Here is a 22,574-nt window from a genome sequence, read left to right as displayed (position 1 = left end):
GTTAGCTAAAAGGAATACAATCGCGTGAGTTGCTCAGCACTAATTATTATCGATATGCAGCGTGGCATGAGTGAAACTTCTGTGGGTGAGCGCAACAACCCTGATGCCGAAGGTAATATTTATCGTCTACTAACCGTATGGCGTAAAGTGCGCTGGCCGGTAGTGCATGTACGGCATATTTCTCGCACGCCCGGCTCACCTTTTTGGCCAGGGCAGAGCGGTTCTGAGTTCCAACCCGCGCTGGCGCCGTTACCTTCAGAGCATGTGGTAGAGAAAAATGTACCAGATGCGTTTGTTCACTCTGGCTTAGAGCGCTGGCTACAGGTGCGCGGTATCCAGCAATTAGTCATCGTGGGCGTAAGCACCAGCAACTCTGTTGAAGCTAGCGCACGTATGGCAGGCAACTTAGGGTTTGCTACCCAAGTAATAAGCGATGCCACCTTTACCTTTGCCAAACACGATTACGCTGGTACTTACCGCACCGCAGATGAGGTACACGCTATGTCGCTAGCGAATTTAGCAGGGGAGTACGCCACTATCCTCACAACCTGCGATGCGTTGTCTTTGATTGATTTTTCACCACAAGTTTAAGTCCTGACCCACTCCATAAGTCAAAAGTTGGGGCTTGTGTTAGATCCCAAGTTTTCTATTGGGCTGATGTACTTGACGTGAATCCTCTGGTGCCTCGCGCCGATCATTTAGCCCGTAGTCTCGGATGACGGCGGCAACGCGGAGTCGGTAGTCAGCAAAAATACCCTGCCGACCATCTTTCTGGGCAGACCGGTGAGGTCTTAACGTTCTCCACTGTCTCACAGCTTCTTCATCCTGCCAGAAGGATAGCGAGAGAATTTTTCCAGGATGCGTGAGACTTTCGAAGCGCTCTATAGATATAAAGCCGTCGATGCCTTCCAAATGGCGGTGCAATGCGCTAGCAGTATCCAGGTAGTCTTGTTTCCGCTCAGCATGTGGGAGAACCTCAAAAATTACGGCAATCATGCAGTGCTCCTTGTATTGATAGGTTTATTACACTGATATGTTCATTGTATTGATAGGTTTTACAGCCAGGGTGCCAGACACTGCTTCGACGAAACTGCGCTCCTCCTTGAGAATAAAGCGGTGTTTTTGGGCCATGGCAAAATTTGCGAGGGCTCCTTCGTCAGACTGCAGCCGAATGCGGTAGGCCTCATAGGATGCCAAGTCGGCGAACGCGATCAGGCCCCAGGCGACATTATTCGTACCCTCATGGGGAAGGAAGTAGCCGATGAGATGGCCGCCGCACCAAGGTATTATTTTCCCCCAGTTTTCAGCGTACGTTTTGAATGCATTACGCTGGAAGGGATCAATCTCGTAACGGATGACGCAGGTAATGCTCATGTGGCTATCTCCTTTGAATGCTAGTGGGAACAATAGCGTATTGCCGACCCTTAATGGTTCGACTAGGATCGAACTATGAGTGAAGGCCCTAACATTGTGCGCGTCGCCGCACTTATCGCAGATAACGCTCGGGTAGAGGTTCTCAGCGCCCTAATGTCAGGTCGTGCCCTGACCGCTACCGAGTTGGCAACCATGGCGGGTGTCACTAAGCAGACCATGAGCTTTCACCTTGGGAAACTACGAGACGAAGGCCTTATCACGGTCGATAAACAGGGTCGCCATCGCTATTTCAGGCTTGCGGGGCCACAGGTTGCTAATCTTTTAGAGTCGCTGATGGGCCTCGCTTTTCAAGGCGCAGGAGCTCACATCTCTACCGGCCCACGCGACCCAGCCCTGCGTAAGGCTCGCGTCTGTTACGACCACCTTGCTGGGGAATTGGGTGTTTTCGTATATGAGCAGATGCTCCATACGGGTGTCCTGCAGCAGCACCCAGGAGGGCTAAGGCTTACTGAGCATGGGCGAGAGTGGTTTAACCACTTGGGCATCGATACAGATGTGCTTACTTCTTCAAGACGATCGTTTTGCCGAGCGTGTCTCGATTGGAGCGAGCGTAGGCATCATCTAGCTGGCGCACTCGGGACCGCGCTGCTTGCCCGGATTCAGGAGCTAGGCTGGGCGAAGCAGGAGAATGGTTCCCGTGTCATGGTGTTTAGCTCCCAGGGGGAGAGGGCGTTGCGAGCAATGTTAGTAGCGCAAAGTGAACCATCAGCCACTGCCCAACAAGCTGCGGTCGCGTTCTAAGGCAGTGTGGCTACCAGAGTGAGGTGAGCTTCCCACTCCCACGATTGACTTGGCTTGGCCAGGCAACATTCATATCAAACTACATAGCAGCATCGTTTCACAGCAACATAGTTTCACAGCAACATAGTTTCTGGCTATTTTTCCAAACTATGCTTTGCCTGCAATGGGGGCAATAGGGTAGAGTTAAAACGGGTGGCTGCTTAGTCATGATGAATGTACGGAATGTTTATTGGATTCTGTAGTTGGCCGTGTAATCACTGTTATTTATTAATGAAAAACCAAGGACGTCATATGAAAGAGGTTTTCTTTTTTAATTCGATGCTCACCCCAAAGATCATCACGTTTGTATATTGGCTGCTTCTGTTTTTTGCTGTTGTATCAGGTCTAAGCGCTATGTTTGCAGGATATGGTGGCATTACTTTTAGCAAGTTTCTTGTCGGGCTTGGAATAATTATCGGTGGTGGAGTAGGCGCCAGAATATGGTGCGAGCTATTGATGGTGTTGTTCAAAATTCACGAAAACATCAAAAAAATCGCTGATAAGCCGCTATAAATAGTGTTATCAATGCAACCAGCCAAAGGTGCTACTTTTGGTTGGTTGTTATGGTGACTAAATACACGAGAGGAGATACATAGTGGCATTTTCTGAGGCTGAAAAGGCTGCCTTGTTAGAGCTGAAAGGTGTCGGTCCCACGGTTGTTAAGCGATTCGAGGACATTGGCATCGACTCTTTTAGTAAACTATCTACTTACGATGCCAAAGATATTGCTGAAACGGTAGCCTCAATGCTGAGGACCACTTGTTGGAAGAATAGCCCCCAAGCCTTGTCAGCAGTTGAGACTGCTATCCTCAGAGCCAAAAAAGGACTTTAAAATTAGTAGTGTTACGGTCAAGGTAAAGCCGTTAGCATCAAAGTATGTGTGCTGGGGCACCTCGCTACTTGTGGTGGCGGCACTTCAACGACTTGGCGTCGTGAAGATGAGTGCCTTGCTTTTCGAGTTGGCGTAAAATTTGACCATAGCAGCAAAGACGTCAACGTTGCACCCCTCGGCACACAACGTTATTTGGGGCGTGTTAATCCAGCTACGATGCAAGCCAGCCGCGCCCATTTCGAGCGGGTGGTCCACCGGCTTCTCTTCTACTTCGCTAAACTGGCTGAAGTCTGCATACGATATGGCAGGAATGCTAGCGCCCCGCTCGCTACAGGGGCAAAAGTACCTGCAACCTTATAAAAAAACCGACAGGCTGCTAGTAGCGAGCATACCGTTGTAGCAAACAATTAACTTGCCACTTAAAGAAGAAGCATGCGAAATCTCGAAAACCTAAAATCATTCATCGCTATTTATGAAAGCAATAGCATCACTAAAGCCGCTAGGCAGCTGAACGTGTCACCAGCGTCCATCAGTAAGCGGCTCTCTAAACTTGAAAGCGAGCTTGATGTTCAGCTGATTGAGCGCTCGACCCATAGCTTGTGCCCCACAAGTATGGGGAGAGTTTTTTATCAGAAGATAAAAATTATAATGAGGGATCTGGAAGACTGCGAATCCTGGATTCAAAGTGTTAATAAAGAAGCGGCAGGGGCCGTCCGCATTTCTCTACCTGAGATGCTTGTGACGCAGCGAACTTTCGCTTTCTTACAGTGCTTTGCAGAAAGCTACGAGAATATTATGCTTGAGTTCGATGTATCCAACGATGTGAAGGACCTGATTGCCGCTAATGTGGACTTTAGCTTCCGCACTGGGAAGTTGGATGATTCCCGACTTGTGGCTATACCCTTCACCAGCACTGAACATGTTTTTTGTGCTAGTCAGAGCTATATTGATAACCACAAGCTTCCCGAGAGCCACGAACATTTGTTGGAAGTTAGCAAGCTGATCACGCCGAGCTTTATCAACATTTCACAAACGGCGCGCATTCTGCTGCCAGAGCCAGAGGTAAAGTCAACCAAGCATTCACAGGGACTCTTTGCTGGCCATAAAGCGAATAGTTTGGCCGCGATCAAAGCGATGACGCTCTCCGGTATCGGCATCGCCTTGCTACCCGAGGTCTTTGTTAAAGATGAAATAGAAAGTGGCCAGCTTAAGAAGCTATACCCCGACTACCGTTCGCCGTCCATGCCGGTCTCTTTGGTGTATCAAAAGAAGCTGTGCATGACGAAGCCGCTTGAGTTGTTCAAGGAGTACGTGAAGTTCCGCGCAATTATATGATCGGCCAACCATGGGAATGAGCAATATCCATCAACGTACTGTTACTTGATGTAACAGCAATGGGGTGCCCGACAGATTTCATCATATCGATATCGGATATGTCATCGCCATAAGCGTAACAATTATCGAGTTGCAGTGCTTGTTCGCTGGCGAAGCGCTCGATGATGGCTCTTTTGCCCGCCCCAATGGCTTGCTGCTTAATATTGCCCGTCAGTACATTCTCTACAGTCTCAAGGTCTGTGCACAATAGCCAGTGACCACCTATGTGTTCAAGTATCGGGGCGAGGCAGGGTTGAAAAGAGCCAGATACCAACGCGATGCTGTTTCCCTTTTGCTTATGCTCGTTGATGGCTTTGATCACCGGCGTCTTGAACAGGGTGTCATGATCCAAGGACTCAAACCAACGTCTACCCATGTTCATCATGTCTGAAAAGACTGCTCCCTTGAATTGCTTGTAGTACAACTCGTTTAGCTTTTGTCGCGAAGCTCCGTCGAACTTCATGGACTCAAGAATGCTGTATCGGCGCACATACTCATCAGGATTACCTATCGTATGGTGGTAGAACTTCATAAAGCTGACCAACGTCGTTATATTGACAATGGTGTTATCAACATCGAAAAATGCAACCGTCTTATCCATCAGTGCTTCTCTAAAACGTGTAGTGGGCGGCAAAAGTCAGCCTGTCTTTATCCGAAAACTGGCCAAACAAGCCATCAGTATCACCGAAAAAGTAATCGAACCCTGCCTTTAGCGTTACTGAGTCCGAGAAGTTATGTCGGATATTGAAAGACGTAAAGCCATCCTGGCGATTTAAGTTCTGCATGATCATGGCCTCGACAACATATCGTTGATTCAACAGGTCTTTTGACAGGTTAAGGCTCCACGTAGTTTCGGTTTTGTCCTGGTAAAGGTTATTCGCAGACTCCAGTATGATGTCTTGGAAAAGCTGGAAGGTAATGACACTGTCGCTGGCACCGTACCAGTCTAATGCGACGCCATAGTTCGCTGTTCGCGCGAGCTCAATACCATTACCGTCGTTTGATTGGGTAAAGTAGGCTTTGTCAGTTGAGTAAGCCAATTCTGACCGGAGCACGTAGTCACCCATGGCTGTTGAATAGGATGCTCCGTAAATGTTGCTACGAGGCGCATAAGGTCGGTAGGTCACACCTTCGGAAGTTACCTCTCGGCGATAGACGTAATCCTTGTCCGTTTGGCGTGCAATCACAAGGTTCACGTCGTGACCTGAGAATGACCTTCCGATCCTCAAGGCAACATCCGTCTCGCCGCGTAGCTCGTCGGGGTGTTCATTTTCAAACGTTGCCGCACGAGAATGATTAATAGTAGGGGAGACCAGGGGGCTGGTGGGCATGAAAGCACCATTGGGCACGAATGACAGCGTCTGATCTGGAATTATCAGTAACTGTGCTGTGTACTGATCGAAACGATGGCTGTAATTGATCATCCACGTGGGAATGCGAGATTCCTCGAAGGGGGCTAGTACAAACTCTTTGTAGTCCACCGGGTTAACAATATCGAGCACCCTTAGACCGTCTGTAGCCCCCCAGGCCACGTGCTGTTTACCCAGCCGCAGAAAATGGCCGTTAAGAGGTATATCAACGTAGAGTTCGCGTAGATCTGCCCAGCCATTGTCGAAATAGTATGGCTTCGATGCGTCAGAGTATGTGAAAACGCTGTCGTAGTCGCGGTGAAGCCTGTTATCGATATCATAGTTCAGGTTCACTCTAGCGCTAACACTAGCGCCTCCATTGAAATAATAGTCGACGTCGTTGATCGACAAAAGCTGCTGCTTCTGTATCTCGCTATCGTCGACCTGAAAAGCCGCGTCGTATACCAGTTCGCCCGAAAAGCTGAGTTCCCCAGCACTCGCGCTAGCCGATATGACAGACAACAGCAACAGAAGCAGTAGCCTAAATTTCATCGTAACAACAATCCCTCTTAACAGTTTCCAAATTCAGCTAGGGCTGCACGGCTTCTAGCCGCGTGATAAGTACTCACGCGTAAACATCTGCGAGCTAAGCGGGTTGTTGAGTACAAAATCATAGAAGTTGATCACGGTCTGGTGGCCGGTTTTAAGCGTTTCCATTGTCAGCCTGTGAGGTCGGTATTCATTCTCGTCCCCGCCTTCAACAAAGCCAAAGTTATCCGCCGTCATGACTTTGAAGAGCACGTCATCATGGTCATAGAATTCGGTGTAAACGGCGTGGAAATGTTCTTGCGAGATCCATATAACCCTTCTGCCATACCCCGTAACTGCACGTTCTTCATCGGTCGCCGGTATGGCCTCAATAACCCAGGTTTCATGCCCCATTTTTTCTTCGACGCGTAATATCTCGTAGTCTCGGTTCGTGCCTGCAACTGTACCGTCGAGTATCTCGAAGTCCTCGAAGCTGAAGTCCGTACCGACAAAACTGTCCGTTTTAGTGTTGCCAGATATGCGACGGGTACGCCGTAGCGAAGGCAGATACAACCAGCGGTCATTATCTTCGGCAGCATGCTCGATCTGAACAAAGGAAATTCCCTCTACGTTTCGTGGGGACAGGAACTTCATATACGATTTACGAAGCGTAGGATCGGTATCATCTAGGATAAATAACACGCGCCGTGTTCGTGACCGACCATCTCTATCAATCAGGGTCATTTCCAGCTCAGCAGTCTCGCTGATATCCGCTTTGCGAGCTGCTTCGTTAAGGATCATGATCTCACGGGCTGTGTATTGTTCTGAGTAGGCGGTGTTGCCACCTAAGATGCCAGCCAGAGCCACACCGGCCAGTAGAATTTTACGCAGGTTCATATGCACTCCTTTGAATAGTTTCCTGATGTGTAAATATGAATTTGGGGCGAACGATATTGATAAGTGCTGGGTACAGAATGATGGCACTAGCCCCCATCAGCAGCATGGTTAGAGACACCAAGTAGCCGAAAATCTGAACAGGCAGAAACTGGGATAGCGTTAGCATTGAAAACCCCAGCATGTTGGTAAAAGTATCGAACAGCACTGCTTTAGAAGAGGTCGTCGAAGTGGCCGCCAGTGATCTCTCGTAGTCGTTGGTGGCTGACATTTCTTTCTTCAGCCTTGTCAGGTAGTGAATGGAAAAATCAATCCCAATGCCTACCGCCAAGCCAGTAATGATGGACGTGGGCATATCCAGACGCAGACCGAAGAAACCCATGATGGCAAAAGTGACAGTGACGCCGAATGCGACCGGCACAATGGCAAGTAAACCAGCGGCAATGGATTTAAAGGAAAACGCTACGATGACGACAATGATCGCGATAGCCATCAGAATGTTTAAGATCTTACCCTTGACGACATAGCCATCCTGAGCCAACCAAAGAATGACATCGCCACCGAAGTCCGCACGTAGCGACGGGCCTAAATGCTCATCCGTGTACTGCTTGGCGAGGTCATAGAGGTGTTTGTGGTCGTCCGGCGAAGATGTGGTCAGCATCAGCTGGATTTTGGCTCTGCGATAGTCATAATCGACCAGATCAGAGAAATCCCCCGGGCTTCCCGACATTTCGTAGAGCATCAAGTATTCTGCCACTTGCTTGTCATTGTCGATGACGACTTCTGCCCCTCGTTCACCCTCGACAGACTCGGCAATTTGCTCAAGAACATCGGCAATCGAGTTGGTGTAGCCTACTCCCGGTTGACGTTCCATATAGTTCTGGAATTCGCGCATCTGCCGTAGTGTTTCTGCACGCTGAACGGCACCCTGCTCATCGCCTTCTACCATCACATTGATAAATCGGGCTCCGCCGATTTTTTCGTTAAAAACGTTGAAAGCCACTTTTGCCTGATTGTCTGCTTCAAACAGGTTAAGAAAGTCCAGCCCCGTTTTCACCTTGCTCACGCCAATAAAAGCAATGACCAAGATGCCTAGATAGACCAAAACAACCTTTTTGCTGTTTTTGAATGAGTACATGCTGACTGCGATCAACCGCCGGTCCAACCAGGTCGGCTTGGAAGGACCGCTATCTTGCGAGGGCTTTTTCCGTCGACTAATAATTTGCAGAATGGCTGGAATGATGGTGAGGTTAATAATCAATGCAGAGAAGACGCCGATAGTTGCGGCAATGGCAAACTCTCTAATCATCAATATTTCGAATACGTAAAGGGAGAAAGCCCCAAGTGCCGAAGTGACGCCTACCATAATGAGAGAAGGCATTATCCTCGAGAGCGCGGATCGTGTTCTATCATCACCGGAACGCTCGTTATTGTGATATATCAGCAAATGTATAGTGTAGGAGCTGGCAATAGTAACCAGCAGAAGAGGGAGTGCTGACGAAACCGCTGTTTGCGGAAGTGACAAGTGACCCATCATGCCCATGGCCCAGACGATACTTAATACCACCGCCAACATCGGTAGTAGTACGCCGGTCACACTTCGGAAGCAAATCAGCAGACCCGCCATGATCAGTAACAGTGCGAGAGGAATAAGTACGGCTGTATCTTTCTGAATGCCGCCGTCGATTTCTTGAGTGAATATAGGCTCGCCGGTTACATAAAACCTCTCTGGGCCCTCGTACTGTTCCACGATTTCATAAATGGCGTTGTACAGCGTTGCTTGGTCGTAGCCTTCCTCGACTTTAGCGCTGATGACGGTAAAATCTCCCGACTCGGAGACTAAGCGGCCTTGGACTAGCTTGTTGTCACGCACCGCTTGGTTTAGGGTTTCCGCCTCCTCGGCTGTTTTGGGAACTGATTTCATGAACTCGCCGACTTGCAGTCCCCATTCATTGGGTACCACATTGTTCACCGTGGAGAGACTGCGTATTTGATCAGGCACTACATAACTGACGTGGCGCAGGTCATTGGAGATATCAGCAACCTTCTGTAGCGTCGACGGCCTGAAAATCGTGTCACTCTGTATGCCTATCATGATCTCTGTTTTATCGCCGAACACACCATCAATGCGGTCCTTGGTCTGCACCATGGGGTCGGATTTTGGAAGATCCCCGTCTTGATTAGTCCTCACGGTAAGATCGCCCAAACCAGAGCCAATAATCAGCGTGATGATGATCATTGAAATGATGACCTTAATGGGGTGCCCGGTTATCGCACTGGCGTAGCTATCTCTGAAACTCATGCTCTTACCTCCATGTTGTACTGCGTAAGCATGGTCTCGAGGGACTGTTTGAGGTCACTGTGGTTTGTCACCATCCCTGCAATATAGGCGTCGGGCCTTACCAGAAGATAATTACTGAATCCAGGTGTCGATGCTTTCTGGGGCCCTGTGTAGAGAGAGAGTTTTTCGTAGAAATCACTCGCAATAAGCACCTTGACCCAATTCGATAGGTGGCCAAGGCTCTTTTCGATAGCGGTCTTGTCGAGTTCTTTCGTTCCTGGCATCACCAAAACAAATTTTCCTTCCCGCAGCGCGTTGTATAGGTTTTGCGTGCGGGGACCGGTGCAAAAGCTGATATTTCCAATCCGTTTGCCCGCGTATTTAATACCGTTGCTAAGATTTTTTGGGGGCTGATAGGCAATGGCATAGCCCGAGAGTTGCTCTATCCGTTTATTGTTAACCGATGTCCTGGCCTGGACTTTTCGAATGATAAAATCGCGGACAAATGCCCGCGCTTTACTCTTTGTAACGAACATGTTGTGCATACTGTTTGTCATTTTAAGAACACGCTTAGCGACAGCACGTCGCTCGTACTCGTAGTCGCGAAGTAGCGCTGAACTACCTTGACTCTTGATTAGAAATGCCAACCGCCACGCTAAATTAAACGCATCCTGAATCCCCGTATTGAGACCTTGCCCACCCACCGGGCTGTGGATGTGGCAAGCATCGCCCGCCAGAATGATATTGTCGACGCTGTACTTGGATACCAGCGAAGAGCGCACATTAGCCACTGAGATCCATTTGACGTTGTCGATATGCGCCGAAAAGCCACGCGCCTCAAGCTCACTGTTCAAATAGGCGAGGTTTTCCGACTCAGACTCACCTATGTACTGCCTATCGGTATCGATCACTATCCGGGTGTAGTCTTGGCCAATGGGGAACAACATGGCATAGCCTTTAGAAGACAAGAATGTATGGCCATGTTTTTGATAATCGAAACTATGGGACATGCTTTCTATTTTGCAGTCCGCTACCAGGAAGTTCTCGCTATAAGCGCACCCTAAGGAGTTGATATTGACCAACTGCCTGACAATACTGTTAGCCCCGTCGCAGCCAACAACATAATCGAAACATTGGCTCTTAACTTCGTCTTGGTATTTGTAGTGCACTAGGTAGCCGTGAGGCTGGTGATCGATTTGGAACACCTTCGTGCCTTTTTCGATCAATCCTCCATGGCTGCAGAAAGCAGTTTCCAGCTCCGATTCCAGAAGATTCTGGGGGTAGCTGTGTATCGCACGACATTCGGTGTTGCTAGATTTCCCAAAACGCATTTTGCTAAGCAAGTTATGTCGTGAGTAAAGCCGCATTTCTTCGACCTTAACCGCTTTCGCATCTACGCCTATATCGGCGTTAAGTAGCTTTAACATTTCTACTGTTCTTGCATGGAGACTAAAGGCCTTAGACGCTGATAAGCGCGATTTCCCCTTTTCCATAACGACGCACTCTACACCGTACTGACATAGTAAGGTGCCCAGCGTTAGGCCAACAGGTCCTGCACCTACAATCAGAACCTGCTTCATGCCACAGTTTCCTCTAGGTCTTGCTCTAGGTAGCGTTTGTGATTATTGAGGATTTTCTTTGAATAGATACGCTCGAGTTTTCGCAGCTTTTTGTTTTCGATTACACGGAATGTGCCATAAGAGTTCGAGAACATATTGCCATTCTGGATAAACTCCACATTTAAGCGGTAGTTGTTGTCTTTCTCTACTCGATCAATCGAGATGTCAATATTGATGCAGAACGGAAATGCAAAGTCATGGAAGTGACAGTGAATATCATTGATCACCATTGCCATCCCGGAAGTATCACGCTGCTCAAATTGAGACCAAGTGGCTATTGCAAGTTGTCGGGTAGCCTCAAGTAACACCATGCCGGGTATATGCGAGCCATCGAAGTGATCCAGAAGAAGTTCGTTGTCTTGGTGGAGGTACAAACACGACCGGTATTTTCCGTGCGTGATAGTTGAGAGCTCCGAAATAAGAATATTGTAGTCGTTGCACTTATGAGTTTTATCACTATTTAATAACTTTCCATTATTAAGAAAATATTTTTTTATAGCGGGTACTCGGACAGTATCGATTACATCCTGCCGTTCGCTTTCGCTTAGCCCTTGTCCGGGCACATATATGTTGTCAACAGCGTAAGGGTGATTCTCAATAATGGTTCTAAACGTGTCTATAGAAGTATAGACGTCATTGACTTCTGGATTCCAAAACTTACTTCCCACAACGAACTTAACACTCACGATCTTGCCCCCTTGTGTATCTTTCTTTTTAATGTATTGCAATATTACTGCCTTTTATTGCTGGCTCGTATTTCGATTTTGGAAAAACGGACTTTTGCTATTGAGCGTGGTAAATGACAGATTATTGATCGGGTCATTATCCGTTGGACTAAGTGGGAGTTATATGGATTTGGTGCCGAAACCCGTTTTTATCTGTCCCTATGGTCTAATTAAGAGCAGGGATAGGTAGGCTCCTAGCCAATAAAAAAAACGCCTAGAAGGGCGGTAAGAAAGCTATTTGGAAGAGGCTCACTTGACGAGAGAGGCTACTTTTAAGTGAAATAAAGGTAGTAAATAGCTGGGGCAATGTCGTCAGCTGACGATATTCATAATATGGCTATTATGTTGACGTAAACCACAGGGGGCATGTCCATATCCTATGAAAGCTTTCTCTATCATCTTAATCCGAGTTTTAGCGCTGTATATTGCTCTTAAGCCTCTACTTGCCCTAGCTCCGATGCTGTTTGGCCCTGGCTCAACGTCATCATATGACGAATGGATGGTTACCCTGATAGCAATGATTGCCATGCCTATTATTGTCGGAGTCGTACTTTGGTTTGTGGCAAAACCGTTGGCTAATAAAGTTCACCCAACGGATAAGGCAGAGGTCAAGCTACCGCTGACCGAGTTAGGTTTAGTACGTGCTGGTAGTTTTCTGATAGGTGTTTATCTCACGCTACAACATATTGGCATAGCAATTAGCCAGTGGATCTGGTCAGGTAGTATTGCCTATGGCCCTCTAGCCGTTATTGCACTTGGTGTGGGCTTGATAGTGGGAGCCAATTTTATGGGTAAACTATACAAGAAGATAAGGTGTTCAGGGGGGGAGTTGTGAGTGCTCAATAAAAGCACTCACAAACACTGCCAAGCATGCCACGAGCAAATGGACCCTTTTGACCAGAGCATCGGTGCTGTGTAGCTAGCATCTTCTTCTACTAAAACCATTGTTTGGGATACTGTTGCCCTGAAATAAATCGATGATACACGTATCCAAAACCCACAATCAGAATGGCACCAGATGCTACAGGAGTGAGTATAAAGTGCCAGTTCTCACCCGCCAGCATAATCAGTAAGGGGTTAGCACCAGCAGGAGGGTGGGCCGTATTGGTAAGCATCATAGCCGCTATTGATAAGCCAACCGCCAGACCTAGCGTCCATTCGTGCACCCCCAATAGATGAGCTATAGCAAGACCCAAAGCCGCCGTTATTAAGTGGCCTGCCACAATATTACGTGGTTGGGCTAATGGGCTTGCGGGCAATCCAAACAGTATCACCATTGTTGCGCCAAATGGTGCCATTAGCCACAGCGCATGGCTGTGTGAACTTAGAAGGCTAAGCACTGTTATGCAGCCGGTAGCACCGATACCTGCTAGTAGAGCCGTTTTTTGTTGGGTAGGTAAAAACAGCATAATCTTCATGCAAGAAGTAACCTCATATTTAGCATAAAAACGAAGGAGACCGATCTGTCTACATTGACTATGGTAGACAGATCGGTCTCCTGGCGTCAATATGTTGCTCATAACATCAACGTGAGGTTTTAGCCATGGAGAGGAGAGAGCAGTTAGTCTCGGTCGCCTTTGGGCTATTTTATCGCTATGGGGTGCATGCGATTGGCATCAACCGCGTTATTGCTGAATCAGGTGTGGCGAAGAAAACGCTATACAATCATTTTCCCAGCAAAGAAGCACTGGTCGCTGCAACGGTTGAGTATCGTGATCGACAGTTTTCTTCCTGGATCGAAGGGCGTACACAGCTTGCACCTGATGGGCAAAGCGCGATTTTGGCTTTGTTCGATGCGTTGGATGATTGGTTTAATGAGAGAGAAAAGCTGATTCATCCTTTCCATGGGTGTTATTTCATTAATGTCAGTGCTGAATTCAGTGACTTAAATCATCCCGTGCATCAGCAGTGCGCTAGCCATAAAAGATCCATGCTTGGCTTGATAAGCGGGTATATTTCACAAATATTCTCTGATGAAAAAACGGTGGTTACGTTATCCGAAGCGGTAGCCACTTTAAAAGAAGGGGCAACTGTTCAGGCACACGTGATGGGGGACTTAAAAGCTGCCGTAAAAGCCAAAGCAATCGCTGAGGAGTTGCTGAAGGCAAGGTTTGCGGATCATGCGACAGCAGTTTTGCTTTAAGAGGAGCGCGCAAATGCAGTTTCAAGTCATTCCGGTTATCCGAATTTTTGATGAATCTAAAGCCAAGGCGTTCTATCTTGAGTTCTTGGGTATGTCGCTTGATTGGGAACATCGCTTTGAGGCAGGCTTTCCTGTCTATATGCAGGTATCTAGAGGTGATCTTGTTTTTCATCTCAGTGAGCATTCTGGAGACTGTTCTCCCGGCGCTAAAACGTTTGTGAATACTGATGATCTTGAAGGTTTGTACCGCGAGGTGTTATCCCGGGATTACAAATTTAGCCGCCCGGAAATAACGATAGCCCCGTGGGGTGACAGAGTATTCGAAGTGGTAGATCCGTTTTCTAACAGAATATTGTTCAATGAACTGATATCCCCTTAATCTCGTCGACACGACGATGGCTTCTATAATGGGGGCTAACGGTTAAAGGAGGTTGTGATGAAAGGCACGTGCCTTTGCGGTTCCATTCAGGTGACTGCTCCAGATCATGAGCACGTCAGTATTTGTCATTGCTCACTATGTCGGCGTTGGTCGGGTGGGCCCATGTTCGCCGTGCACTGCGGTGATCCAGTGCAGTTCTCTGGCGCTGAGCCAGTCGCTTACCGATCATCTGAGTGGGCGGAGCGCGGGTTCTGTGCAACCTGTGGTACTCATCTCTTTTATCATCTACTACCTAGCAATGAATATATTCTCCCAGCAGGCCTGTTCCAGGATCAGGCATTCCAACTTGCCAGCGAAATATTCATTGATGAGAAGCCTGATTATTACGAGCTTAACAACCAAACAGAGAAAATGACCGGAAAGCAGGTTTTTGAGCAATTTGCGCCGGATTAATCTAGATGGCTTGGGGCTTATGATTACTTTCAACCAGGGCCGATATTTGTATCAGATAAACACCCCGAAGGTTGGATTGGGTGTCCAACTTTCGGGGTACAGTTCATTTCAGCCAAGGCGTTTGTTTATCTAATGTTTACCAAACTCTCCGCTTAACGCTTTTTCCTGGCTGGCTTTTTGTCAGCACTGGCTGGCGCGCTTTGCTTTGCGTTGCCGTCACTGGGAAAATGCGCGCGCACCAATTCCAACAAGCCTTGGGTGGAGGCGTCGAAGTCAGCGGCATTGGTGTCGATGCGCTCGCTGATTTCACCGGCAATGCGTTTGCCAAGCTGCACACCCCACTGATCAAACGAGTTGATGTTCCAAATGACGCCCTGCACAAACACCTTGTGCTCGTAGAGGGCAATCAGCGCGCCTAGATTTTTTGGTGTTAGCTCGTCCAGTAGTAGCGTGCTGGAAGGGCGGTTGCCAGGGCAGCTGTAGGGGTCATGCTGGCTAAGTTCTTTACTGTCTCCTTGGCTGCCTTCCATAAAGGCGTTGGCCTGGGCAAGCATGTTGGTGAGCAAGGCGAAATGGTGATCTTCCACGCCGGGCTCGGGTTTCAGCGAGGCGATAAAGTCAATCGGTACATAGCGGGTGCCCTGGTGCAGTAGCTGAAAGAAGGCGTGCTGACCGTTGGAACCGGTTTGCCCCCATACTATCGGGCCGGTTTTGTAATTCACCGGATGGCCGAAGATATCCACCGATTTACCGTTAGACTCCATATCCAGCTGCTGCAGGAAGGAGGGCAGTTGGTTAAGTGCTTGGTCGTAGGGCACGATGGCCTGGGTTTCAGCGCCGATAAAGTTGATATACCAAATGCCGATCAGTGCCATCAGCACTGGCATGTTTTGTGAGAAGGGCGCTTCGATAAAGTGGCGGTCCATCTCATGGGCGCCTTCAAGCAGCTCGATAAAGCCATCAAAGCCAATCGACAGTGCGATCGGTAGACCGATAGACGACCACATAGAGTAGCGACCGCCCACCCAGGCCCAGAATTCGAATACGTTCTCTTCGCGAATGCCAAAATCCATTGCTGCTTTGCGGTTGGTGGAAGCGGCAATAAAATGCGCGCCCACGTCAGCGTCTTCGCCAGCGTTCTCCAGGAACCAGCGCCGCGCGGTTTTGGCGTTGAGCAGTGTCTCCTGGGTAGAGAAGGTCTTGGTGGAGACGATAAACAGCGTGGTGGCTGGGTCAAGCCGTGAAAGCACCTTCTGAATATGGGTGCCGTCCACGTTGGAAACGAAGTGGAAGTGCAGCTCCGGGTGGCGGTACTTAAGCAGCGCACGCACCGCCATATTAGGGCCAAGGTCAGAGCCGCCGATGCCAATGTTGACCACATCTTTAATGCGCTGGCCGTTGTAGCCTTTCCATTCACCGCTTCTTACTGCTTCCGAAAACTGCTTGATCTGCTCACGGGTACGATTAATTTCCGGCATCACATCATTGCCGTCTACATGTACTGGTTCATCGCTTAAGTTACGAAGAGCGGTGTGCAGTACCGGGCGGTTTTCGGTGACATTAATAATATCGCCAGAGAACATCTGCGCACGGCGTTGTACCAGGGCTGAGTGGTCGGCTAGCTCCAGCAGTTTGGAGAGCACCTCATCAGAGACATGGTGCTTGGAGTAATCCAAGAACAGACCGCCCACCCGCAGGCTCATTTTTTCAAAGCGCTGCGGGTCATTGGTGAAGTAATCACGAATGCGGTCGTTGGCGGTTTTGTCACGTAGGCGTTCGAGTGCCTGCCAGGTAACGCTGCGGGTGAGTTGAAACATAGAAGGCGGTCCTGTTGTTTTCGATCATTATTAAGTGACGAGGGCGGTTCGCTAGCCCATGCCTCATTCTATTTATGTAAAAATACTACATAAAGCTTCGTTTGAGGCAGGCAATAAGAAATTTATACAAAAAAATAAGTAATAAAACAGTGAAAAGAGCGATGTAAGGTAGCTGGTAAAAGTGCCGTGAGCTGAGGCCCATTTGCAGAAGAGGTGCTGGGTAGGCATTTGCCTAGCCTACCCAGCGTTATTTGCCAGCAGTTAACTGGCAACCGCTACTTGAGCAGCTCCGCGCTTGATAAAGGCATAGCCTAACCCGGTCACCAGTGAGCCAGCTACTATCGCGCCAAGGTAGAGCAGTGCAGGGGTAATGGCATTGGGAATTAGTAGTACAAAGATACCACCGTGAGGCGCCATTAACTGGGCACCGATAAGCATAGAAAGTGCGCCAGTTAATGCGCCACCTGCGATACAGGCTGGAATTACACGCAGCGGGTCTTTAGCGGCAAAGGGAATTGCCCCTTCGCTGATAAAGCACAGGCCAAGCACAAATGACGCTTTGCCCGCTTCGCGCTCTGGCGCTGAGAACTTGTTACGCGCTACAAAGCTAGCAATGCCCATGCCAATGGCAGGCACCATGCCCGCTGCCATAATAGCGGCCATTGGGGCGTAGGTTTGCGATGCCAATAAACCTACGCCAAAGGTATAAGCGGCTTTATTAACCGGCCCACCTAGGTCGAAACACATCATCGCGCCCAGCAGAATGCCCAGCAGAACGGCATTGGTGGAGTCCATGGCGGCCAGGAAGTTGGTTAAGGCTGCCATGATGGCGGCAACTGGTTCACCAATCACATAGATCATGATTAGGCCAGTGACCAAGCTCGCAACAAACGGAATAATCAGTATTGGCTTGAGCGACTCAACACTTGAGGGCAGCTTAACGTAGCGGGTAACTGCCAGTGCCACATAACCGGCCAAGAAGCCCGCCAGAATCCCACCGATAAAACCTGCTTCAATATTCGCTGCGAGCATGCCGCCAATCATACCTGGGGCGATGCCTGGCCGGTCGGCGATGGAGTAAGCGATATAACCAGCTAGCACCGGAATCATTAGTGCAAAGGCAGTGCCTCCGCCAATTTGCATGAGCGCTGCGGCTAAGGTGCCTTCCTGTTCAAAGGCCTCAATGCCAAACATAAAAGAGAGTGCAATCAATAAACCGCCTGCCACCACCATTGGCAGCATGAATGAAACACCGGTCAGGAGGTGTTTATAAACACCTTTCTCTTTAATACTTTTATTGTCACTGGTTGTAGTTGCTGAACCGCTACTCTCCAGCGCAGCATTTTCTAGGGCCGCTTCAATAGTAGGGCGAGGTTTTTTAAGTGCATTGCTGGTAGACGTGCGGTAGATGCGTTTGCCTGCAAAGCGTGATGGGTCAACCTCGATATCACAGGCCAGCAACACTATGTCAGCCTGGGCAATTTCTTCTTCGGTTAGGTGATTCTGCGCGCCTACTGAGCCCTGGGTTTCTACACGAATATTGTGCCCCATGGCTTTGCCCGCTTCGGCTAGCGCTTCTGCGGCCATAAAGGTATGGGCTACGCCGGTTGGGCAGGCGGTGACAGCAACGATTTTTTTGCCGCCTGAGGTATCTGTAGTAAGCGGCGTGGGTGAAGCAGCAGGGGCGCTGAAAATAGGCGCTTCACGTTTGGCTTGGGCAAGAAAGGTGCTCGGGTCGGGGAGGGCACTGGCAATTGGCGCTCGGAAGAGGCGTTTGCCCTCGAAGCGTTCTGGGGCAGGCACGTGGTCGGCGGCAACCACAATTAAATCAGCGTTGGCGATTTGCTCTGCGGAGGCAGCTTGTAGGGGAGCAATTTCACCATGCATTTCAACATGCACGCCCCAGCCCATCCGGGTGGCGGCCTGTTCAAGGCGCTTGGCGGCTAGGAAGGTGGTCGCCATGCCGCTGGGGCAGGCGGTAATCAGAATAATATTCATAGCGTGGCTCCCTCGGTGATGGTGTCATCAAGACGCCGTACCCGGGTATGTTGTTGGAGTGAGTCAAAATCATCGGCATGAGGGGTGCCCACGCCAACATGGCGAACCGCTTCAGCAGAAAGTGCCGTAGCGAAGCGAAGGGTGTCTTGCGGGAGGAATCCGCTGAGCAGTCCGTGAAGCATGCCAGCAACAAAGGTATCGCCTGCACAAACGGTATTCGTAGCGGTAACACTGGGTGGAATGGAGTGCCAAATGCCTTGCTGGCTTACCCATAAAACGCCCTCTGCTCCAGCAGAAATCAGCGCGTGCTCGATACCGCTGGCGTACAGTTGTTCGGCGGCTGCTTGGCGTTTCTGGTCAGAATCGAGCTTGCTACCTGCCCATTCGGCGAGTTCCATTTCGTTAGGTTTTACGGCGGCAGGCTGAGCGGCAATGGCGGTCAGCAGTGCGGGGCCACTGGTGTCTATCCATAGCGGCACACCATAGCCTTTTAGTGTGGCTAACAGTTCAGCAAAGAGGTGCTGATCAATACCTGGTGGGAGGCTGCCTGCTACTACCACCGCTTGAGGTGCGGGGGTATGTTGGAACATGCCATTCAGCGTATCCCGCAGGGCAGTGATGTGAGCAGGCGTAATGGGCATGCCGGGGCTGTTTATGTCTGTGACCCGGCCGCTTTTCTCGGCCAGTTTGGCGTTGATGCGGGTGCTGCCGGGTACGCGCACAAAAGCGTCGGTCAAACCCAGTTGCCGAAAAGCAAGTGCAAAGGGGGCATCATTCTCACTGCCTAAGAAACCGCTAACGGTTACTTCGTGACCTAGACTTGCCAGCACCCTCGCCACGTTAACGCCCTTGCCAGCGGCTTCTAAGTGGGCGCTGTCAGGACGGTTTACGTGCCCAAGCGTTAGCGTTTCAAGGTTGAAAGCTAAATCCAGCGCTGGGTTGAGCGTAATGCAAACTACCCTGGCCATTAGCGGGCCTCCAAGGCGTCACGCACCTCATCGCTGGTGGCTTTGCTCAGTGCTAACTCGGCGCAGGCTTTGGCATCGGCAAGGTCAAACTCACGTAGCCGGGCTTTGACCAGCGGGATTTGTCGTGCACTGACAGAAAGCTCATCCACGCCCAGGCCTACCAGTACTGGCACGGCCATGGCATCCGAGGCTAGCTCGCCGCATACGCCTACCCATTTGCCTTGGGCGTGGGCGGCATCAACCGTCATTTGAATTAAGCGCAGCACCGCGGGATGAAGGCCGTCGGCCTGGGCGGAAAGCTCCGGGTGACCTCGGTCAATCGCCAGTGTGTACTGGGTTAGATCGTTGGTACCAATTGAGAAGAAGTCCACTTCTTTAGCCAATGTGGGGGCTAATAGCGCACTGGAGGGGACTTCGATCATTACACCCAGTTGTACATCGGTAGCACGCTCGTGTGATGGTATTTCACTAAGCAAGCGGTCGTAAATGGTTTTGGCGGCGCGGAATTCGGCCACGTCTTTAACCATTGGCAGCATAATGCGTAAGGGCCTATTGACAGCGGCCATTAATAAAGCCCGCAACTGGGTTTCCAGCACATCAGGCTGGGTCAGTGCTAAGCGAATGCCACGCAGACCTAGGAAGGGGTTGTCTTCCTGCGGCACGGGCCAGTAGGGCAGCGGTTTATCGCCACCGACATCTAGGGTGCGAGCAACCAGTGGGCGACCATCAAGGGCATCGGTGGCTTCGCGGTACTCGGCTATTTGGGTCGCTAAGTCTGGCGCGCTGGAGTAGGCCATAAACAGGAATTCAGTACGCAGCAAACCAACGCCTTCAGCACCTCGTTCTACAGCATCGGCAGCATGGGCTGTGTTACCTAAGTTGGCTGCTACTTCGACTCGATGACCATCGCGGGTTTGGGCCTGTTCAAAGCGCAGCTCCCAAGCATCTGCTTCACGCTGCTGCTGCTCGAGTAGCTGTTGTTCGGCCCGTTGCAGGCGCTCTTCGGAAGGCTGAGGTGTTATACGGCCACGCTCACCATCCAAAACCATCATACTACCGTTGTGCAGTGCCATTACTGCTTCTCCTGCACCCACTACGGCAGGAATGCCTAAGGCGCGGGCCAGAATGGCACTGTGAGCGGTGGCACCGCCGCGTACAGTAAGTAGGCCGCGCACCCGGGAGGTGTCCAGGCGGGCAACATCGGAAGGGCCAATATCGTCCATCACCAGAATATAGGGGTGGTCGGGCGGCTCGGGTAGTTGCACATCGCACAGTACGCCCAGTACGCGGCGACCGACATCACGCAGGTCGGCGGCGCGCTCTGCCAACAATCGGTCGGCGAGCATTTCCTGGGCATGGGCGGCAGTCTCAATAGCATCCCACCAGCCAGCCTCCGCCGAACGACCTTCCCGAATAGCATCAATGGCAGCATGGTGTAGCTCGGGGTCGTCAAGCATCTCCTCGTGCATCGAGAGAATGTCAGCTACTTCGCCACCTGGCGCGTTGTGTACTAGCGTTTGTAACTGAGCTGCCCCCTCTTTGAGGGCTACTTTCAAGCGACTAATTTCATGTTCGGGGTCGCTGGCATGCTCGAGGTAGTCGAACTGAAGTGGACGAATCACGAAGACTGGCGCAATGGCCAAGCCAGGCGAGGCAGCAACCCCGGTGTGTGGCGTATCTGCAGCTAACGGCTCGATAGCTGGTTTGCTTGTATTAGCAGCGGCGCTGGTGTCAAAACCGATAGTGTCAAAGCCGCCGTCAAACGGCGTTACTTTTTCGCCTAAGCCGTCTTCCACTGCGGCAGCAACCGCTTCTAGTGCAGCGCTTGCCTGCTCACCTTCGGCAGAAAACACCAGCCACTGGCCGCGCCGTGCGCCTAAGCCTATCACTTTGGTCAGACTGGCAGCAGAAACATTGGTAGCGCTGCCTTCTTCCAAGCGTACATTGACCGGCATGGGTTGAGCTCGGGCAGTCTGCACTAGTTGTTTTGCCGGTCGTGCGTGTAAACCATGTGGGTTCAGTACTCGCACTCGGCGAGTCTGAGTATTACTAGTCTCACCCGCTAAGATGGCCAACAGCTGAGCACTGCTTTTGCCTACTAGGCTTTCGCTTTCTCCGTTATCCAGCACTGCTATTATTTGCTCAAGCAGAGGGCGGTGGGCATCACCGCTGGCGGCTAGGCAGAATAGCGCATGCACAGGGTGGCCACTGTGCTCTAGGCTGGTGTCAGCTGGGGTGGCAACACCTAAGGCTGGTTGAGTGACGCCCCGTGCATAGCTGGTGAGCCATAGGCCTTTGCCTAGCCACTGGGGTTGGGTGCCAGCAATTGCGCTGATAAACGCATTATCGACACAGCCGCTTTGGCGTAGGCGCGCTGATGCTGCCAGGGCTAGCTCTTGAGGATCACGGGCAGGGAAGTTAATGCATAAGGTATCGGCATCCAGTCGCGCTGTTAACGGAGGTTTGGAGAGCAGTCGCGCAACTTCCGCAGCTGAGCTGGCGTGGGCTAGCTCAGTGGCAACACCCTCTCGATCTAGCACATGGGTAAGTTGGCGTAAAATATCCAGGTGTTCGTCGTTTTGCGCAGCAATGGTAACCAGTACGTGAACTGTTTGACCATCGTGCCATTGGACGCCCTTAGGAAACTGTAGTACTCGGACGCCGGTGTGTTTTACGTGCTGACGGCTCTCCTGCGTGCCGTGGGGGATCGCAATGGCGTTACCGAGGTAGGTGGATGACTGCGCCTCGCGGGCGTGAAGGCCATCGCGATACTCGGCCTCAACTAAGCCAGCATCCGCTAGCGCCTTGGCGGCAATGTCGAGTGCAGCTTGCCAGTCGCCCGCATGGCGGTCGAGCAAGATGTCATCTGGGCCGAGAGTTAACATAGGGTTCTCCTTTAAACGCTGTAAGGTAACGATAACGTCTGCAATGGGTAGCAATAGGCTAGTGCATAAAACGTTAGTCGTAGAGCGTTGAGCTTAGCTGGATGAATCGTGTCAT

The 22,574-nt window shown here is 50.4% G+C and carries 22 protein-coding genes; 9 read left to right on the top strand and 13 right to left on the bottom strand.

The window, feature by feature from the left end; all coding sequences use genetic code 11:
* Positions 1-24: 24 nt before the first annotated feature.
* Positions 25-591: a cysteine hydrolase family protein gene (locus CPA45_RS10410; protein WP_096651483.1), complete on the top strand. Its 567-nt coding sequence runs from the start codon at positions 25-27 to the stop codon at positions 589-591.
* A gap of 39 nt (positions 592-630) precedes the next feature.
* On the opposite strand, the gene CPA45_RS10405 is transcribed toward CPA45_RS10410, so the two are convergent.
* Both CPA45_RS10405 and CPA45_RS10400 read right to left on the bottom strand, forming a co-directional pair.
* Positions 631-996 carry an antibiotic biosynthesis monooxygenase family protein gene (locus CPA45_RS10405; protein ID WP_096651482.1) on the bottom strand — a complete coding sequence of 122 codons (366 nt, stop codon included), beginning with the start codon at positions 994-996 and terminating at the stop codon, positions 631-633.
* Positions 997-1,023: 27 nt separating this feature from the next.
* Positions 1,024-1,374: an NIPSNAP family protein gene (locus CPA45_RS10400; protein ID WP_096651481.1), complete on the bottom strand. Its 351-nt coding sequence runs from the start codon at positions 1,372-1,374 to the stop codon at positions 1,024-1,026.
* Positions 1,375-1,449: 75 nt separating this feature from the next.
* Between CPA45_RS10400 and CPA45_RS10395 the strand changes: the two genes are divergently transcribed.
* The 4 genes from CPA45_RS10395 to CPA45_RS10380 all read left to right on the top strand — a co-directional run bounded on the left by CPA45_RS10395 (position 1,450) and on the right by CPA45_RS10380 (position 4,381).
* Complete coding sequence (locus CPA45_RS10395; protein WP_096651480.1) at positions 1,450-2,175, top strand: ArsR/SmtB family transcription factor; 726 nt, start codon at positions 1,450-1,452, stop codon at positions 2,173-2,175.
* A 291-nt stretch (positions 2,176-2,466) separates the two neighbouring features.
* Positions 2,467-2,727, top strand: coding sequence for a DUF4282 domain-containing protein (locus CPA45_RS10390; protein WP_078088013.1), 261 nt, complete (start codon positions 2,467-2,469; stop codon positions 2,725-2,727).
* Positions 2,728-2,809: 82 nt separating this feature from the next.
* Complete coding sequence (locus CPA45_RS10385) at positions 2,810-3,046, top strand: hypothetical protein (protein WP_096651479.1); 237 nt, start codon at positions 2,810-2,812, stop codon at positions 3,044-3,046.
* A gap of 432 nt (positions 3,047-3,478) precedes the next feature.
* On the top strand, positions 3,479-4,381 hold the full coding sequence (locus CPA45_RS10380; protein ID WP_096651478.1) for a LysR family transcriptional regulator: 903 nt from the start codon (positions 3,479-3,481) through the stop codon (positions 4,379-4,381).
* Here CPA45_RS10380 and CPA45_RS10375 read toward each other — a convergent pair.
* Genes CPA45_RS10375 through CPA45_RS10350 form a run of 6 tightly spaced genes read right to left on the bottom strand, consistent with a single transcriptional unit; the run spans position 4,374 to position 11,777 of the window.
* Positions 4,374-5,021 carry an HAD family hydrolase gene (locus CPA45_RS10375; protein WP_096651477.1) on the bottom strand — a complete coding sequence of 216 codons (648 nt, stop codon included), beginning with the start codon at positions 5,019-5,021 and terminating at the stop codon, positions 4,374-4,376. The genes CPA45_RS10380 and CPA45_RS10375 overlap by 8 nt on opposite strands.
* A 10-nt stretch (positions 5,022-5,031) precedes the next feature.
* Positions 5,032-6,321: a DUF1302 domain-containing protein gene (locus CPA45_RS10370; protein ID WP_096651476.1), complete on the bottom strand. Its 1,290-nt coding sequence runs from the start codon at positions 6,319-6,321 to the stop codon at positions 5,032-5,034.
* Between the two features lie 54 nt (positions 6,322-6,375).
* Positions 6,376-7,194 carry an outer membrane lipoprotein-sorting protein gene (locus CPA45_RS10365; RefSeq protein WP_096651475.1) on the bottom strand — a complete coding sequence of 273 codons (819 nt, stop codon included), beginning with the start codon at positions 7,192-7,194 and terminating at the stop codon, positions 6,376-6,378.
* Positions 7,181-9,493, bottom strand: coding sequence for an efflux RND transporter permease subunit (locus CPA45_RS10360; protein ID WP_096651474.1), 2,313 nt, complete (start codon positions 9,491-9,493; stop codon positions 7,181-7,183). The genes CPA45_RS10365 and CPA45_RS10360 overlap by 14 nt, the downstream gene beginning before the upstream one ends.
* Positions 9,490-11,052, bottom strand: coding sequence for an FAD-dependent monooxygenase (locus tag CPA45_RS10355; protein WP_096651473.1), 1,563 nt, complete (start codon positions 11,050-11,052; stop codon positions 9,490-9,492). The genes CPA45_RS10360 and CPA45_RS10355 overlap by 4 nt, the downstream gene beginning before the upstream one ends.
* A complete protein-coding gene (locus tag CPA45_RS10350; RefSeq protein WP_165771536.1) occupies positions 11,049-11,777 on the bottom strand; it encodes an AfsA-related hotdog domain-containing protein in 729 nt (242 codons plus the stop codon). The genes CPA45_RS10355 and CPA45_RS10350 overlap by 4 nt, the downstream gene beginning before the upstream one ends.
* A 418-nt stretch (positions 11,778-12,195) precedes the next feature.
* Here CPA45_RS10350 and CPA45_RS10345 point away from each other — a divergent pair, with 418 nt between their 5' ends.
* A complete protein-coding gene (locus CPA45_RS10345) occupies positions 12,196-12,651 on the top strand; it encodes a hypothetical protein (protein ID WP_096651471.1) in 456 nt (151 codons plus the stop codon).
* A gap of 100 nt (positions 12,652-12,751) precedes the next feature.
* Here CPA45_RS10345 and CPA45_RS10340 read toward each other — a convergent pair whose 3' ends face one another.
* Positions 12,752-13,234 carry an HPP family protein gene (locus CPA45_RS10340; RefSeq protein WP_096651470.1) on the bottom strand — a complete coding sequence of 161 codons (483 nt, stop codon included), beginning with the start codon at positions 13,232-13,234 and terminating at the stop codon, positions 12,752-12,754.
* A gap of 125 nt (positions 13,235-13,359) precedes the next feature.
* Between CPA45_RS10340 and CPA45_RS10335 the strand changes: the two genes are divergently transcribed.
* The 3 genes from CPA45_RS10335 to CPA45_RS10325 are packed head-to-tail and all read left to right on the top strand — an operon-like array spanning position 13,360 to position 14,791.
* Positions 13,360-13,959 carry a TetR/AcrR family transcriptional regulator gene (locus tag CPA45_RS10335; protein ID WP_096651469.1) on the top strand — a complete coding sequence of 200 codons (600 nt, stop codon included), beginning with the start codon at positions 13,360-13,362 and terminating at the stop codon, positions 13,957-13,959.
* A 13-nt stretch (positions 13,960-13,972) separates the two neighbouring features.
* Positions 13,973-14,338: a glyoxalase superfamily protein gene (locus CPA45_RS10330; RefSeq protein ID WP_096651468.1), complete on the top strand. Its 366-nt coding sequence runs from the start codon at positions 13,973-13,975 to the stop codon at positions 14,336-14,338.
* A gap of 57 nt (positions 14,339-14,395) precedes the next feature.
* Entirely contained in the window at positions 14,396-14,791 is a 396-nt protein-coding gene (locus tag CPA45_RS10325) for a GFA family protein (protein WP_096651467.1), read from the top strand.
* Between the two features lie 152 nt (positions 14,792-14,943).
* On the opposite strand, the gene pgi is transcribed toward CPA45_RS10325, so the two are convergent.
* From pgi to ptsP, 4 genes are all read right to left on the bottom strand, one after another.
* Positions 14,944-16,608, bottom strand: coding sequence for a glucose-6-phosphate isomerase (pgi, locus tag CPA45_RS10320; RefSeq protein ID WP_096651466.1), 1,665 nt, complete (start codon positions 16,606-16,608; stop codon positions 14,944-14,946).
* Positions 16,609-16,869: 261 nt separating this feature from the next.
* Entirely contained in the window at positions 16,870-18,606 is a 1,737-nt protein-coding gene (locus CPA45_RS10315; protein WP_096651465.1) for a PTS fructose-like transporter subunit IIB, read from the bottom strand.
* Entirely contained in the window at positions 18,603-19,574 is a 972-nt protein-coding gene (gene pfkB, locus CPA45_RS10310; RefSeq protein WP_096651464.1) for a 1-phosphofructokinase, read from the bottom strand. Before pfkB ends, CPA45_RS10315 begins: the two co-directional genes overlap by 4 nt.
* Positions 19,574-22,459 (bottom strand): phosphoenolpyruvate--protein phosphotransferase, encoded by a 2,886-nt coding sequence (ptsP, locus tag CPA45_RS10305; RefSeq protein WP_096651463.1) that lies wholly within the window; start codon positions 22,457-22,459, stop codon positions 19,574-19,576. The genes pfkB and ptsP overlap by 1 nt, the downstream gene beginning before the upstream one ends.
* Positions 22,460-22,574 lie beyond the last annotated feature (115 nt).

The organism is Vreelandella nigrificans (assembly GCF_002374315.1).
Classification (GTDB): Bacteria; Pseudomonadota; Gammaproteobacteria; order Pseudomonadales; family Halomonadaceae; genus Vreelandella; species Vreelandella nigrificans.
Note: the sequence above shows the minus strand (reverse complement) of the source record. Positions and strands in the feature narration are given on the sequence as shown.